This window comes from Microcella alkalica, assembly GCF_014137945.1.
Taxonomy (GTDB): Bacteria; Actinomycetota; Actinomycetes; order Actinomycetales; family Microbacteriaceae; genus Microcella; species Microcella alkalica.
In genome coordinates this window covers 199,062-213,044 of sequence record NZ_JACGWX010000004.1, presented here as the reverse complement: position 1 = coordinate 213,044, position 13,983 = coordinate 199,062, and the positions used below count along the sequence as shown (strand labels likewise).

Here is a 13,983-nt window from a genome sequence, read left to right as displayed (position 1 = left end):
CGGATCAGGCCTCGTCGTCGGCCGCGTACCGAACGCCGATCTGGCGCCGCACCTCATCGAGCACGCCCATGATCGCGATCGTCTCCTCGATCGGGAGGCTCGTCGGCGCCGCGCCTGCGACGCGCGCCTCCATCTCCGCGGCCTGGAACTGCATTCCGCGCTGCGCGACCTCCGGCGCGATGCGCTCGACGACCTCGCCTTGCCCGTCGAACAGCGTCGCCACGGTCGGCGCATAGAAGGTGCTCTCGATCTCGAGATACCCCCGCGTGCCGATGACGGCGGCGCGGTTCGGGCCCGCGGTGTCGAGCGCGGTGTGCAGGACGGCCTGCCGCCCGTCGGCGTAGTCGAGAATCATCGCCGTCTGGCGGTCGACGCCGGCCGCGGTCAGGTCGGCATGGGCGCGAATGCCCGTCGGGAGCCCGAGGACGTCCACAGCGAACGACACCGTGTAGATGCCGAGGTCGAGGAGCGCCCCTCCGCCCAGCTCCGGGTTCTGCAGCCGGTGCTCGGGGTCGAGCGGGAGCGACTGGGTGTGATCGGCGAGGACGGTGCGCACCTCGCCGAGCGCACCGGAGCGCACGAGCTCGCGCACCCGGATCATGTGAGGGAGGAATCGCGTCCACATCGCCTCCATGACGACGACGCCCGCCTGAGCCGCGGCGTCGGCGACCCGGCGCGCATCCCGCTCGATGAGGGTGAAGGCCTTCTCGACGAGCACGTGTTTGCCTGCCGCGATCGCGAGTAGCGCGTGCTCGGCGTGATGGGAGTGCGGGCTCGCGACATAGACGATCTCGACGGCCGGATCGGCGACGAGCTCTTCGTACGAGCCGTGCGCGGTCGGGATGCCGTGCTCGGCCGCGAAGGAGCGCGCGCTCTCGAGGCGGCGGGACCCCACCGCGGCGATCGTGAACCCCTCTGCGACCAGGTCGTGCGCGAATGCGTGCGCGATGCTGCCCGCCGCGAGAATGCCCCAGCCAGGTCGCGCCATCCTCCTGCCTTCCGCTCGCGGTCGAGCGCCGGCGAGCGGGCTCAGCCTATCGAGCCCGCTCGCCGGTGCCGTGAACCGACCGGGCGCGGTCGATCAGCAGGTGACCCAGCGCGACGCCGAGCGAGTGAAGCTGTACGGCTCATTCGGAACGCCGCCGTGCGTCATCGCGAAGAGGATGCAGACGCCGACCGTGGTTCCCGCGTAGGTCGGCTTGTAGAGCGAGGTGCGGTGCCCGGAGGAGTCCCACCACTTCTGGGCAACGGTCGCGCCGGTGTTGTTCGAGCCGCCGGCGAGGTTGCCGTCGCAGCCGACGCTCGGCACTCCGTCGCTGCGCTGGGAGCCGATGTGACCCCACGCACTCATCGGGTCGGTCGACGGGTCCTCCGCCATCCAGAACAGGCGGTCCTCCATGCAGGAGTCGTAGCGGATGTTCGAGAACGGCACAGGCGGCAGGCAATTGGCGACGCGGATCTCGTTGTACCTCTGCGCGAACTGTGCGAGGTCGGCCGACGTGGTGCCGGCGACGCCGCCGGCGGACGTGCGGCTCGGCGCTCCCGCCGTGCTGCCGCCCGGCATGCCGGGGCAGGCCGGAGTGGTGACGGTCGGCGCGGGCGCCGGGGCCGGTGCGGGCCCGGACGGCTTGGGCTGCACGACCGCCGTTCCGGTGCCCGACGCCGACGTGGTCGTGGCAGGCGCGCTGGCCGACGGAGCCGGCGCGGGCTTCGCGCTCGCGGTGCTCGACGGCGCGCTCGGCGCACCACCGCTCGGCTCGGTCGTCGCAACCGGCGCCGGCGAGGCGTCCGGCGACGGGGATGCGTCCGGCGACGGGGATGCGCTTCGCGCGGCCGTGGGCTCGGCATCGCCGCCGACGCTCGTCGCGGAGTAGGTGGCGCGCTGGCGCGGGTCGAGGAAGCCGCTGCCGTCGACGGCGCGCTCGGCCTCCACGATCGTGATCGCGGACGCGCCGGTCGTCAGCGTGCGAGCGCTGAGGACGTCGGAGACGTCGACGCTTCCGCTGACGACGGGAGCGAGCAAGATGGCGCTCGTCGCGAGCGCCGACCCCACAAGGAGCGTTCGAAGCATGTCAGGTTCCCCCCGAAACCGTCCGATGTATCCGCCAGCCCCCCGGCTGACTCCCCCGACGGTACGGCTCCTGAGCCCGATCGGACAAGTGGAGGCAGTCGGAAAACGAACGGATCACCCCAGGACTGGGGGAGAAGCTGTCCGAAACGGACCCCTGATCGGGGGTATTGCCGCTGCGGAACGCCCGTGGATGGCCGGAGACGGAGCCCCGTACAGGATTCGAACCTGCGACCTGCTGTTTACAAGACAGCTGCTCTACCAGCTGAGCTAACGGGGCGCTGGAGCGATCTCAGCCTATCGGCCCGCGCCCATCGGGAGGGATGCGTTACGGGGTCGGGGAGGGCGACGGGCTGGCCGCGAAGTCGTCGCCGGCCGCCGAGAGCACGAACTGCGAGAACTCCGTCGAGTCGAACGGGTACGAGGGGGTGTAGAGCTCGCCGTTCACGAGAATGGTCGGCGTGCCGCGCACGTTCTCGACCTCGGTGCCCTCGACCGGCAGCGGGCCGTTGCCGGCGCGCGTCGTGGCAGCCTTGACCCACTCGAAGAAACGCCCGTCGTCGATGCAGCGCTCGAGGGAGGTCGAGGTCGCGCCGGCATCGCGCGCGACCTCGAGCAGCTCGTCGTCGGTGAGCCCCTCAGTGCCCTCGGCCGGCTGATCGGTGAACATGGCTGTGTTGAAGTCGAAGAACGCGTCGGGGTTGAAGTTGGAGACGCACGCGGCGGCGTTGGCAGCGCGAAGCGAGTACTGAGTTCCTGCGGAGAGAGTGGTGAGGATCGCGATGGGGTGGTATTCCACGGTTGCGGCTCCCGAATCGACGAGCGTGCGGATGAGTTCGCCGTTCTCCTGCTCGAACTCGCCGCAGACGGGGCACAGGTAGTCGACCCAGATGGTGATCGCGACGACGCCCGGCTCGTTGGGGGCGCTCGGCACAGGGGTCGCATCCGGCGCGACGCCCGGAGTCTGGACGGCCGCGAGGCCCTCGCCGATGAGGATGCCGTCGCTCGCCATGTTGCGGGGCCCGCTGCGCTCCGGCCTGACCGAGTTCGTGATCACGAGCGCGACGATCGCGACGATCGCCACGAGCACGACGGCGATGCCGCCCTGCAGCAGCCAGCGGTTGCGCCGCTCCTTCTTCTTGTGCCCGGCGCGCAGCTGGCGGGCCTTCTCGCGGGCTTCATCGCGGCGCGCGGTCTTCGACTGCCTCGCGCCTGCTGGTCTGCTCTCGGTCATGGTTCCTCTTCGTCGCTCGCCGTGCGCGCTCCGCGCGCCGGCACCGGGTTCAGGCGCAGTGCGCCCCGAAGGATAGTACGGCGACGAACGATGCGTGGCCACTCGAGCGGTCCTCGAGAGCGGCCGCACCCGCGTCGCGGCGCCTGCACGGGCATTCCGCCGATTCGGGCGGCGCCCGGGAAGGTGGCATACTGGGGCCCGATGACCAGCGCCGCTCATCGATGACAGCGTCATCAATCCATTCACGACGGATCGTCCGGCACGTACCTGCCGGTGAAGAGGAGAGTTAACCCGCATGGCTACCGTCACTTTCGACAAGGCGACCCGACTGTACCCCGGCTCGACCGTTCCCGCGGTCGACGCGATCGACCTCCACATCGAGGACGGCGAGTTCCTCGTCCTCGTCGGCCCCTCCGGCTGCGGCAAGTCGACCACCCTCCGCATGCTCGCGGGCCTCGAGGAGGTCAACGACGGCAACATCTTCATCGGCGAGCGCAACGTCACCGACATCCCGCCGAAGGACCGCGACATCGCGATGGTGTTCCAGAACTACGCGCTGTACCCCCACATGACCGTCGCGGAGAACATGGGCTTCGCGCTCAAGATCGCCGGCATCGGCAAGGAGGAGCGCGCGACTCGCGTCCTCGAGGCGGCGAAGCTCCTCGACCTCGAGCCCTACCTCGACCGGAAGCCGAAGGCTCTCTCGGGCGGCCAGCGCCAGCGCGTCGCCATGGGCCGCGCGATCGTGCGCCAGCCGCAGGTGTTCCTCATGGACGAACCGCTGTCGAACCTCGACGCGAAGCTCCGCGTGCAGACGCGCACCCAGATCGCCTCGCTGCAGCGCCGCCTCGGCGTCACGACCGTCTACGTCACGCACGACCAGACCGAGGCCCTCACGATGGGCGACCGCATCGCGGTCCTCAAGGACGGCGTCCTCCAGCAGGTCGGCACGCCCCGCGACCTCTACGAGACGCCCAACAACGTGTTCGTCGCCGGCTTCATCGGCTCGCCCGCCATGAACCTCTTCCCCGCGACGATCGTCGACGGCGGCGTGGAGTTCGGCAGCGCGGTCGCCGTCGTCGAGCGGGAGACGCTCGACAACGCGAGCGACAAGTCGGTCACGGTCGGCGTCCGCCCGGAGGACCTCATCGTCGGCGCCCCCGGCTCGCAGGGCCTCACGGTCGAGGTCGACGTGGTCGAGGAGCTCGGCGCCGACGGCTACCTCTACGGCCACACCGAGGTGCAGGGCCAGCGCGTCGACGTCGTCGCGCGCGTCGACGGCCGCTCGCACCCCAACGCCGGCGAGACGGTCGTCGTCACGCCCGAGCCGAAGCACGTCCACGTGTTCGACACGGCGAACGGCCTCCGACTCAACCGCACCCCGATCACCCACTGAGACTCGGTCTCGACCGCAGCGAGGGCGGGCCGCGTCGCATGACGCGCCCGCCCTCGTCGCGTTCCCGCCCCGACGAAGGGAATCCGCCCGGATGAGCGCCTCGCTCAGCATCACGTCGGCCGTCGTCGACCCCGGCCTGCTCGACCTGCCGTGGAACCTGCCGCTCGACACGTGGCCGGACGACGCGATCGCCTCCCTGCCCAAGGGCATCTCCCGCCACCTCGTGCGCTTCGTGCACCTGAGCGGCGCAGTCGTCGCGATCAAGGAGACGACGGAGGAGATGGCGCGGCGCGAGTACGAGATGCTCCGCACCCTGCAGAGGCTCGAGATCCCGTGCGTCGACCCCGTCGCCGTCATCACCGGCCGAGTGGACGACGACGGCACGCCGCTCATGCCCGTCCTCGTCACGCGCCACCTGCGCTTCTCGCTGCCGTACCGCGCCCTCTACTCGCAGACGCTGCGACCCGAGACGGCGACGCGGCTCGTGGACGCTCTCGCCGTCCTCCTCGTCCGCCTCCACATCGCGGGCTTCTTCTGGGGCGACGTGTCGCTGTCGAACACGCTCTTCCGCCGCGACGCCGGCGCCTTCGCGGCCTACCTGGTCGACGCCGAGACCGGTCAGCTCTACGAGGGCGGGCTCTCCAATGGCCAGCGCGAGAACGACCTCGAAATCGGCCGCGTCAACATCGCGGGCGAGCTGCTCGACCTCGAGGCGGGCGGTCGGCTCGACGGCAGCGTCGACGCGATCGAGGTCTCCAACGGCATCATCGACGCCTACCGGACGCTCTGGAAGGAGCTCACGGGGTGGGAGTCCTTCGACCGGTCGGAGCGCTGGCGCATCACGCAGCGCGTCGAGCGGCTCAACGACCTGGGCTTCGACATCGAGGAGCTCGCCATCCGCACCGACGGCGACTCGACCGAGGTGCGGATCCAGCCCAAGGTCGTCGACGCGGGCCACCACACCCGGCGCCTCCTGCGACTCACCGGGATCGACGCGGGCGAGAACCAGGCCAGGCGGCTGCTGAACGACCTCGACTCGTACTCGGCCGCGACCTACCCGGACAAGTCCGTCGACGAGGAGCAGGTCGCCCACGAGTGGCTCGTTCGCGTCTTCGAGCCCGTCGTGCGCGCCATCCCGCGCGAGCTCAAGGGCAAGCTCGAGGGTCCGGAGGTCTTCCACCAGCTGCTCGAGCACCGCTGGTTCCTGTCGCAGAACGAGGCGAGGGCCATCCCGCTCGCGGAGGCGCTCAGCTCGTACATCGACACCGTCCTCCGTCACCGCCGCGACGAGGCGACGATGATCGCGCCGCCGACCGAGACGATCGGGCTGCCGCTCGACACCGATGCGATCGAGGTCGTCGACGACGAGACCCCTGCGGGGTCGTGGCGCGACAAGGTGTGAGCGGCGGATCCGCGCCTAGGCGAGGATGCTGAGCGGGTTCTCGATCCGGGCGACGAAGGCGGCGAGCCAGCGCGCGGCGAGCGCGCCATCCCACGCGCGGTGATCGGCCGAGAGCGTGACGGTCATGACCTGGCCGACCTCGAGCGCGCCGTCGACCACGACCGGCCGCGCGGACGCGGCCCCCACGGCGAGGATGCCCGCGTGCGGAGGGTTGATGATCGCCGAGAACGCCTGCGTGCCGAACATGCCGAGGTTCGAGACCGTGAAGCTTCCGCCCTCGAGCTCGTCGAGCTTCAGGCGGCCCTCGCGGCCGCGACCGGCGAGCTCGGCGATGCGGGCGCCGAGCGCCGAGACGCTGAGCCCCTCGACGCCGCGCACGACGGGCACCACGAGCCCGTCGTCGAGCGACACCGCGATGCCGATGTCGACGCTCGCGTGCACGTGCATGCCATCGTCGCCCCACGTGCGGTTCGCCTCGGGCACGTCGGCGAACGCGCCGGCGACCGCCTTGACCACGAGGTCGTTGACGCTCACCTTCACCTTGCCGCCGGCGTTGATCTGCGTGCGCATGTCGAGCAGCGCGTCGACGCGGCAGTCGGCGGTGAGGTAGAAGTGCGGCACCGAGCTCTTGCTCTCGGTGAGGCGGCGGGCGATGGTCGCGCGCATGCGGCTGTGCGGGATGACCTCGACGCCCTCCGGCGCGGGACTGGCGGGCGCTGTCGCAGGCGCAGCGGGTGCGGCGGGTGCGGCGGCAGGAGCGGGCGCGGCAGCGGGCACCGAGGCGGCGGGCGCGGCGGCTGCGCCCTCGAGCAGCGCGGTGATGTCGCGGCGCACGATGCGGCCGTCCGGGCCGGAGCCCGCGACGCCCGCGAGGTCGATGCCGTGCTCGCGCGCGAGGCGCCGTACGAGCGGGCTCACGAAGCGGCGCCCGCCGTCGTGCGGGGCGGATGCCGGGGTCGACTCGGTGAGGGCGCCGGCGGCGCTCGAGGCGGTCGCGGCGGCGTCGACGGCCGGGGCCGCGACCTCCTCCACGGGCGAGCCGGATTCGGGATCCGACGGGGCCGCCTGAGCGGCCCCGTCGGACTCCTCAGCGGCCGGAGCCGCTGCGGGGCTGACGGGAAGTGCCACCTCCCCCGCCTCGCCCACGATGGCGATGGGGGCGCCGACGTCGATCGAGTCGCCCTCTCCCACCAGAAGCTCGAGCACGGTGCCCGCGGTCTCCGCCGCGAACTCCACGACGGCCTTCTCGGTCTCGATCTCGGCGAACGGCTGGCCGACCTCGACCGCGTCGCCGGGGGCGACGAGCCACTTCTGGACGGCGGCCTCGGTGACGTTCGCGAGCACCTCCGGCATGCGGATGGTCGTCGACATCAGGCTGCTCCCCCCGCGTTGCGGCGCACGGTCTCGATCCCCTCGACGACCTCCTCGGTCCGCGCGATCGCCGCGCGCTCGAGGATGCGCGAGATGGACGGCGACGACTCGGCGCCGGTCACGCGCTGCACGGGCTGGTCGAGCCAGTCGAACAGGCGGCGCTGGATCTCGTCGGCGAGCCACGCGCCGTACGACGTGCCTCGGGCTCCCTGCTCGACGATGAGGACGGCGTTCGTCTTCTTGACGCTGCGCTCGATGGTCTCCCAGTCGAGCGAGGCGCGGTCGAGCCAGCGCAGGTCGATGAGCTCGGCATCCGCCCCCGTCTGCTCGATCGCCTCCGCGCAGTGCCTGACCATCGAGAGGTAGCTGATGACGGTCATCTCGCTGCCCTCGCGGCGCACGGCCGCGGTGCCGGGCGGGATGATGTAGTCGAAGTCGCCCGCGATGACCTCGTCCTTCTCGTTGTAGAGGTCGACGTGCTCGATGACGAGCACCGGGTCCTGCAGGGCGAGCGCGGCGTTCATGAGGCCGACGTAGTCCGCGGCCGACGACGGGGCGACGATGCGCCAGCCGGGGCTCGTGGCGAAGACGCCCGCAGGGTCCATGAGGTGCTGCGAGCCGTAGCCCGAGCCCATCGCGACCTTCGTGCGCAGCACGAGGGGCACGGGGTTGTCGCCGCCGAACATGTGGCGGGCCTTGCCCACCTGGTTGAAGACCTGGTCGGCGGCGACCCACATGAAATCGGGGTACATGAACTCGACCACGGGGCGGTAGCGGCCGTCGAGGGCGAGCCCGCCGCCGAGGCCCATGAAGGCGTTCTCGCTGATCGGGGTGCCGAGCACGCGGTCGGGGAAGGAGTCGGCGAGGCCCTTGGTCGCGCCGTTCGTGCCGCCCTTGAGCCGGTGGATGTCCTCGCCCATGATCACGATGCGCTCGTCCTCGCCCATCCGGCGCTCCATCACGCCGGCGACGGCGTCGACGAACTTCATCGGCTCGCGGGCCGCGTCGGAGACGCTCGGTTCGAGCACGCGGAGCGAGGCGAGCTCGCTCGCGTCTCCGCGCACCCCGACGTCGACGAACTCGGGGTCGGGCCACAGCTCGGGCCGGATGCGGCGACGACCCTGCTTCTCGGGGTCGGCCTCGAGCAGCTCGGCCGTGGCCGCATCCATCGCCGCGATCGCCTGGGCGCGCACGCTCTCGACGCCCGCCTCGTCGATGAGACCGCGCTTCTGCATCTCGCGCGCGACGCGGTCGAGGGGGTCGCGCTTCTTCCACTCGGCCTCCTCCTCCTTCGTGCGGTAGCCGAAGGCGCTGCCGGGGTACGGGCCGTTCTGGTGGAAGAAGCGGTAGACCTCGGCCTCGACGATCGTCGGGCCGCCGCCGGAGCGCATGACCGCGGCCGCCTCCTCCATGGCGAGGTGCACGGCGAGCGGGTCCATGCCGTCGACGCGCCAGGAGGGGATGCCGAAGCCCTGGCCGCGCACGGAGAGGCGCGTGTCGGCGACCGACTCCTCGATGCGGGTCGCGACGGCGTACCGGTTGTTCTCGATGAAGAAGCAGACGGGCAGCTTCCACGCCGCGGCGAGGTTCATCGACTCGAGGACCGAGCCGATCTGCGCGGCGCCGTCGCCGAAGTAGTTGATCGTGAGGTCGGTCGTGCCCGCGCGCTTCTGAGCCCAGGCGTTGCCGGTCGCCATGGGGGCGCCGCCGCCGACGATCGCGTTCGTGCCGAGCGCGCCGGCCTCGAACCACTGCAGGTGCATCGAGCCGCCGCGGCCGCGGCAGTAGCCCTGCGCGAGGCCGAGGATCTCGGCGAGCGTCTTCTGCAGCACGGTCTGGATGTCGCTCGTGACGAGCGCGTCGAGCTGCAGACCGCTCTGGGCGACGTGCGCGAGCGCCTTGGCGAGGAACTGATGGTGACCGCGGTGCGAGCCGTTCACGGCGTCGCTCGAGCGCAGCGCGACGATCGAGCCGACCGCGCCGCCCTCCTGCCCGATGGACGAGTGGGCGGGGCCGTGGACGAGACCCTCGCCCGCGAGGTCGAGCACGCGCTCCTCGAAGGCGCGGATGAGGTGCAGCTGGCCGAGCATCGTGGCCAGGAGGGCCGGTTCGGCCTTCTTCCAGTCGGCTGCGGTCGTGGTGAGCTCGACCCACTCGGCGGTGGTGTCCAAACGTCGACGTTGGGGCATGTCGTCACTGTACGGCTGATTGCATCCAATCTCAATCATCTTTGGGGGTTTTCTTTCGCGGATGCCCGTTTCGGCGGTACGGTTGCATCCAGTCACACAGCGAAGGGTGGAATGCGATGGCGCTTCCCGGCATCCGCGGCACCGAGCACATCGGCTTCACGGTGCCCGACCTCGACGAGGCGGAAGCGTTCTTCGTCGACGTCATCGGCTGCGAGCGCGTGTACTCCCTCGGCCCGTTCGAGCGCGACGACGACTGGATGGCCGAGCACCTCGGCGTGCACCCGCGGTCGGTCATGCGCGAGCTGCGCTTCTTCCGCTGCGGCCACGGACCGAACTTCGAGATCTTCCAGTGGGAGCCCGCCGACGGCCAGGCGCCGCAGCCGCGGAACAGCGACATCGGCGGCCACCACCTCGCCTTCTACGTCGACGACCTCGACGTCGCCGTGGCCTACCTGCACGAGCGAGGCGTCCGCGTGCTCGGCGATCCGACCGCGAGCCGCAACGCGAGCGAGGGCCAGCGGTGGGTGTACTTCCTCTCCCCCTGGGGCATGCAGCTCGAGCTCGTGAGCTTCCCCGACGGCAAGGCCTACGAGGCGAGCTCGACCGTGCGGCTGTGGGACCCTCGGGATCCCTCGGCATGAGCGCAGCATCCGCCCCCCTCGATCGCGTGCGCCCGCCGCGGGTCGCCGCGCCGCTCACGCGTGACGGCAATGCGAGCGCTCGCGTCGCGGATGCCCTGCGCGAGGCGATCGTGGGCGGCGAGTACCCGCCCGGCAGCCGCATCCGCCAGGAGGAGATCGCCGAGAGGTTCGGCGCGAGCCGCGTGCCGGTGCGGGAGGCGCTCAAAGCGCTCGAGGCCGACGGGCTCGTGACGCTCGTCGCCAACACGGGCGCGTGGGTGACCCGTCTGAGCCTCGCCGAGTGCGAGGAGGTCTACCAGACGCGCGAGCGCGTCGAGCCGCTGCTGCTGCGCTACTCGGCGCCGCACCTCGACGACGCGGCGCTCGACGAGCTCGAGCGCCTCGCCGAGCGCATGGCGGAGACGGCCGACGTCGAGGAGTTCCTGCGGCTCGACCGCGAGTTCCACCAGCGCTCGTACGCCGGGGCAGACACGCTCGTGCTCGGAGACCTCGTGCGCCGGCTCTGGAACACGACCCAGCCATATCGGCGCGCGTACACGCTCATGATCGACGCGCACAGCCAGCGCATCGTTCACGACGAGCACCACATGCTCGTTACCGCGCTGCGCGACCGCGACTTCGACACGGCCGAGCGGGTCATCGAGGGCCACATCCGCCGCACGCGGCGCCTCCTCGCCAGCCACCCCGAGGTCTTCGAGACCCTCCCCGCGATCCCGTAGCAGACAGAGCCAGTACCAGTAAGAGAGACGAGGAACCACCATGGCCATCGCGACCATCAACCCCGCGACCGGCGTCACCGAGCGCGAGTTCGACGCGCACACCGACGCCGAGATCGACGCCCGGATCGGGCAGGCGCACGACGCGTACCGGGCGATGAAGGCGACCTCCTTCGCCGACCGCGCCGGCTGGATGCGCGCCGCCGCCAACCTCCTCGAGGCCGAGCTCGACTCGGCGGCCGCGATGCTCACAACCGAGATGGGCAAGACGATCGGGCAGTCGCGCGCCGAGGTGCTCAAGTGCGCGAAGGGCATGAGGTTCTACGCCGACCACGCCGAGGAGTTCCTCACCGGTCGCTCGCTCGACGACCCGAGCGCCGTCAACGCCTCCGCGGCCCACACGCGCTACGACCCGATCGGCGTCGTGCTCGCCGTCATGCCGTGGAACTACCCGCTCTGGCAGGTCATCCGCTTCGCCGCGCCCGCGCTCATGGCCGGCAACGCGGGGCTTCTCAAGCACGCCTCGAACGTGCCGCAGGCGGCCCTCTACCTCGACACGCTCTTCGAGCGCGGCGGCTTCCCCACCGGGGCGTTCCGCTCGCTGCTCATCCCCGCATCGAAGGTCGAGGGCGTGCTGCGCGACCGCCGCGTCGTCGCCGCGACCCTCACGGGCTCCGAGCCCGCCGGCCGCTCGGTCGCCTCGATCGCCGGCAGCGAGGTCAAGCACGTCGTGCTCGAGCTCGGCGGGTCCGACCCCTTCATCGTGATGCCGAGCGCCGACATCGAGAAGGCCGTCGCAACCGCCGTCTCCGCGCGCACCGCCAACAACGGCCAGGCGTGCATCAACGCCAAGCGCTTCATCGTGCACACCGACATCCACGACGACTTCCTGGAGCGGTTCACCGCCGCCATGAGCGCGCTTCGCGTCGGCGACCCGATGGACGAGTCGACGGACGTCGGCCCCCTCGCGACGTCCTCCGGTCGCGAGGACCTCGTCGGCCTCGTCGACGACGCCCTCGGCAAGGGCGCCGTCGCGACCACGGGCGGAGCGGTGCCCGACGGCGCCGGCTGGTACTACCCGCCCACCGTCCTGAGCGGCATCACCGAGGACATGCGCCTGTACGCCGAGGAGGCGTTCGGGCCCGTCGCCTCGGTCTTCCGCGTCGACAGCGCCGAGGACGCGCTGCGCATCGCGAACGACACCACCTTCGGCCTCAGCTCGGCGGTCTGGACGCAGGACGAGCACGAGGAGGAGCTCTTCGTGCGCGGCCTGGACGCCGGCGCGGTGTTCATCAACGGCATGTCGATCTCGTACCCGGAGCTGCCCTTCGGCGGCATCAAGGACTCGGGCGTCGGCCGCGAGCTCTCGGTCGAGGGCATCCGCGAGTTCGTCAACCTCAAGAGCGTGTGGAAGGCGTGAGCGGCATGGCCGCGGGCGGCGAACGGGTCACGCGCGAGCCGAGCCCGACCATCCCCGGGATCTCCGACAGCGTCCGCGTCGCGGCGGGAGACCTGCTGTTCCTCTCCGGCGTCGTCGGGCTCCGCCCGGGCGGCGAGGCGGCCGGCGACTTCGCGGATGAGACCGACCTGGTGTTCGGCGAGCTGCAGCGCGCTCTGTCGGCGCGCGGCGCGACCCTCTCGAGCCTCGTGCGGGTGAACGTCTACATCGTCGGGCTCACCCCGGAGAAGCTCGCGACCTACCGCACCGTGCGCGACCGCTGGATCGACCCCGAGAGCATCCCCGCGAGCACGCTCGTCGGCGTCGCGGCGCTGTTCGCCGACACCTGCACGATCGAGATCGACGCGATCGCCGCGGTCTGAGCGACGGTCCGTTCAGTCGGGGCGGCGCGCATCCATCGATCGGGCCTCATCGATCCACGGGTCGATGAGCGTCTTGATCGCGGGTGCGCGCCCCTCGCTCATCGGCCGCAGCGCCCCCTCGACGAGCTCGCGCAGCGGGAGCACCCGCGGCGCCACGCGGCCCCACGTGCCCGAACGGCGCGCGACGATCTCGACCGCGCGCGGGAAGTCGATCTCGCGGACGAGCGCGTTCGTGCCGATCAGGGTCTGCTCGCGCACCGTGACCGCGGCGAGGTCGACCTCGCGCGGCGCACCCTGGATTCCGACGAGGACGATGCGACCGCCGACGGGGGCGACGGCGAGCGCCGTCCGCAGCCCTCCCGCAGTGCCGCTCACCTCGAAGACGACGGGGCGCCGACCCGCCCGGTCGATCTCGGCCTGAACGACCTCTCGATCGCCAGCGCCTCCCGCGACGCGGAGCAGTCGGTGCGCGCCGAGCTCGCCGGCGAGCTCGAGTCGGTCGGCGTCGACATCGACCGCGATGACCTCGGCACCGGATTCCACGAGCGCGACGACGAGGAACGCGCCGATCCCTCCGACCCCGAGGACGACCACGAGCTCGCCGTCGACGCTCCCCGCGCGGCTGACGCAGTGCAGCGCGATCGCCATCGGCTGGCAGAGCGCCGCCTCGTCGAGGCCCAGCCCGAGGTCGTCGACCGCCACGCACGAGGCGACGGGCGTCGTGACGAAACCGGCGAGCGCGCCGTCGCGGTGGAGGCCCACCCCGACGTAGCGCGCGCACCGGTTGCTGTCGCCGCCCCGGCACGAGGCGCACTCGCCGCAGGCGACCGCACCGCACGAGGCGACGCGGCGCCCGATCCAGGCCGGGTCGACGCTCTCGCCGACGCCGACGACCGTTCCCGAGAACTCGTGCCCGGGGATCACCGGGCCGAGGTGCCCGCTCGAGGCATGACGCTGATGGACCGGATGCTGGATGGGCCCGTGCGCCCACTCGCCGACGTCCGTCCCGCAGACGCCCGCCGTCCCGACCCGCAGCAGCAGCTCGTCCGGCCCCGGCGTCGGGATCGCCCGCTGCTCGATCCTGATGTCGCCGCGGCCGTGGAAGACCGCCGCTCTCATCGTCTCGGGCATCGGGAGATCCCCCG

12 protein-coding genes and 1 tRNA gene are annotated in these 13,983 nt (G+C 71.5%); 6 read left to right on the top strand and 7 right to left on the bottom strand.

The genetic code is table 11. The annotated features are described in order from the left end of the window. Positions 1-4 precede the first annotated feature (4 nt). The 4 genes from FHX53_RS09325 to FHX53_RS09310 form a co-directional block, all read right to left on the bottom strand. Positions 5-988: a Gfo/Idh/MocA family protein gene (locus tag FHX53_RS09325; protein ID WP_182491074.1), complete on the bottom strand. Its 984-nt coding sequence runs from the start codon at positions 986-988 to the stop codon at positions 5-7. A gap of 93 nt (positions 989-1,081) precedes the next feature. Further along, complete coding sequence (locus FHX53_RS09320; protein WP_182491073.1) at positions 1,082-2,071, bottom strand: CAP domain-containing protein; 990 nt, start codon at positions 2,069-2,071, stop codon at positions 1,082-1,084. Positions 2,072-2,275: 204 nt separating this feature from the next. Then, positions 2,276-2,348 (bottom strand) — tRNA-Thr (locus FHX53_RS09315). Between the two features lie 48 nt (positions 2,349-2,396). After that, entirely contained in the window at positions 2,397-3,302 is a 906-nt protein-coding gene (locus FHX53_RS09310; protein ID WP_182491072.1) for a DsbA family protein, read from the bottom strand. Between the two features lie 295 nt (positions 3,303-3,597). Here FHX53_RS09310 and FHX53_RS09305 point away from each other — a divergent pair, with 295 nt between their 5' ends. Next, complete coding sequence (locus FHX53_RS09305) at positions 3,598-4,698, top strand: ABC transporter ATP-binding protein (RefSeq protein WP_182491071.1); 1,101 nt, start codon at positions 3,598-3,600, stop codon at positions 4,696-4,698. A gap of 91 nt (positions 4,699-4,789) precedes the next feature. After that, entirely contained in the window at positions 4,790-6,100 is a 1,311-nt protein-coding gene (locus FHX53_RS09300) for a DUF4032 domain-containing protein (RefSeq protein ID WP_182491070.1), read from the top strand. Between the two features lie 15 nt (positions 6,101-6,115). Here the strand turns inward: FHX53_RS09300 and FHX53_RS09295 are convergent, their stop codons facing one another. Both FHX53_RS09295 and FHX53_RS09290 read right to left on the bottom strand, forming a co-directional pair. After that, positions 6,116-7,471 carry a dihydrolipoamide acetyltransferase family protein gene (locus tag FHX53_RS09295; RefSeq protein ID WP_182491069.1) on the bottom strand — a complete coding sequence of 452 codons (1,356 nt, stop codon included), beginning with the start codon at positions 7,469-7,471 and terminating at the stop codon, positions 6,116-6,118. Beyond that, a complete protein-coding gene (locus tag FHX53_RS09290; RefSeq protein ID WP_182491068.1) occupies positions 7,471-9,660 on the bottom strand; it encodes an alpha-ketoacid dehydrogenase subunit alpha/beta in 2,190 nt (729 codons plus the stop codon). The genes FHX53_RS09295 and FHX53_RS09290 overlap by 1 nt, the downstream gene beginning before the upstream one ends. A gap of 116 nt (positions 9,661-9,776) precedes the next feature. Between FHX53_RS09290 and FHX53_RS09285 the strand changes: the two genes are divergently transcribed. From FHX53_RS09285 to FHX53_RS09270, 4 genes are read left to right on the top strand one after another with little or no spacing between them, the layout of a single operon-like run. Continuing rightward, positions 9,777-10,301, top strand: coding sequence for a VOC family protein (locus FHX53_RS09285; RefSeq protein WP_182491067.1), 525 nt, complete (start codon positions 9,777-9,779; stop codon positions 10,299-10,301). Beyond that, complete coding sequence (locus tag FHX53_RS09280) at positions 10,298-11,020, top strand: GntR family transcriptional regulator (RefSeq protein WP_182491066.1); 723 nt, start codon at positions 10,298-10,300, stop codon at positions 11,018-11,020. The genes FHX53_RS09285 and FHX53_RS09280 overlap by 4 nt, the downstream gene beginning before the upstream one ends. Positions 11,021-11,060: 40 nt before the next feature. Further along, positions 11,061-12,437, top strand: coding sequence for an NADP-dependent succinic semialdehyde dehydrogenase (locus FHX53_RS09275; protein ID WP_182491065.1), 1,377 nt, complete (start codon positions 11,061-11,063; stop codon positions 12,435-12,437). Positions 12,438-12,442: 5 nt separating this feature from the next. After that, positions 12,443-12,838: a RidA family protein gene (locus FHX53_RS09270; protein ID WP_182491064.1), complete on the top strand. Its 396-nt coding sequence runs from the start codon at positions 12,443-12,445 to the stop codon at positions 12,836-12,838. A gap of 12 nt (positions 12,839-12,850) precedes the next feature. Here FHX53_RS09270 and FHX53_RS09265 read toward each other — a convergent pair whose 3' ends face one another. Beyond that, a complete protein-coding gene (locus tag FHX53_RS09265) occupies positions 12,851-13,969 on the bottom strand; it encodes a zinc-dependent alcohol dehydrogenase (RefSeq protein WP_182491063.1) in 1,119 nt (372 codons plus the stop codon). Positions 13,970-13,983: the final 14 nt, after the last annotated feature.

Excerpts from the sequence above, each read along its gene's own strand:
- FHX53_RS09325 (WP_182491074.1), bottom strand. The coding sequence starts at position 988 with ATGGCGCGACCTGGCTGGGGCATTCTCGCGGCGGGCAGCATCGCGCAC.
- FHX53_RS09320 (WP_182491073.1), bottom strand. The coding sequence starts at position 2,071 with ATGCTTCGAACGCTCCTTGTGGGGTCGGCGCTCGCGACGAGCGCCATC.
- FHX53_RS09310 (WP_182491072.1), bottom strand. The coding sequence starts at position 3,302 with ATGACCGAGAGCAGACCAGCAGGCGCGAGGCAGTCGAAGACCGCGCGC.
- FHX53_RS09305 (WP_182491071.1), top strand. The coding sequence starts at position 3,598 with ATGGCTACCGTCACTTTCGACAAGGCGACCCGACTGTACCCCGGCTCG.
- FHX53_RS09300 (WP_182491070.1), top strand. The coding sequence starts at position 4,790 with ATGAGCGCCTCGCTCAGCATCACGTCGGCCGTCGTCGACCCCGGCCTG.
- FHX53_RS09295 (WP_182491069.1), bottom strand. The coding sequence starts at position 7,471 with ATGTCGACGACCATCCGCATGCCGGAGGTGCTCGCGAACGTCACCGAG.
- FHX53_RS09290 (WP_182491068.1), bottom strand. The coding sequence starts at position 9,660 with ATGCCCCAACGTCGACGTTTGGACACCACCGCCGAGTGGGTCGAGCTC.
- FHX53_RS09285 (WP_182491067.1), top strand. The coding sequence starts at position 9,777 with ATGGCGCTTCCCGGCATCCGCGGCACCGAGCACATCGGCTTCACGGTG.
- FHX53_RS09280 (WP_182491066.1), top strand. The coding sequence starts at position 10,298 with ATGAGCGCAGCATCCGCCCCCCTCGATCGCGTGCGCCCGCCGCGGGTC.
- FHX53_RS09275 (WP_182491065.1), top strand. The coding sequence starts at position 11,061 with ATGGCCATCGCGACCATCAACCCCGCGACCGGCGTCACCGAGCGCGAG.
- FHX53_RS09270 (WP_182491064.1), top strand. The coding sequence starts at position 12,443 with ATGGCCGCGGGCGGCGAACGGGTCACGCGCGAGCCGAGCCCGACCATC.
- FHX53_RS09265 (WP_182491063.1), bottom strand. The coding sequence starts at position 13,969 with ATGCCCGAGACGATGAGAGCGGCGGTCTTCCACGGCCGCGGCGACATC.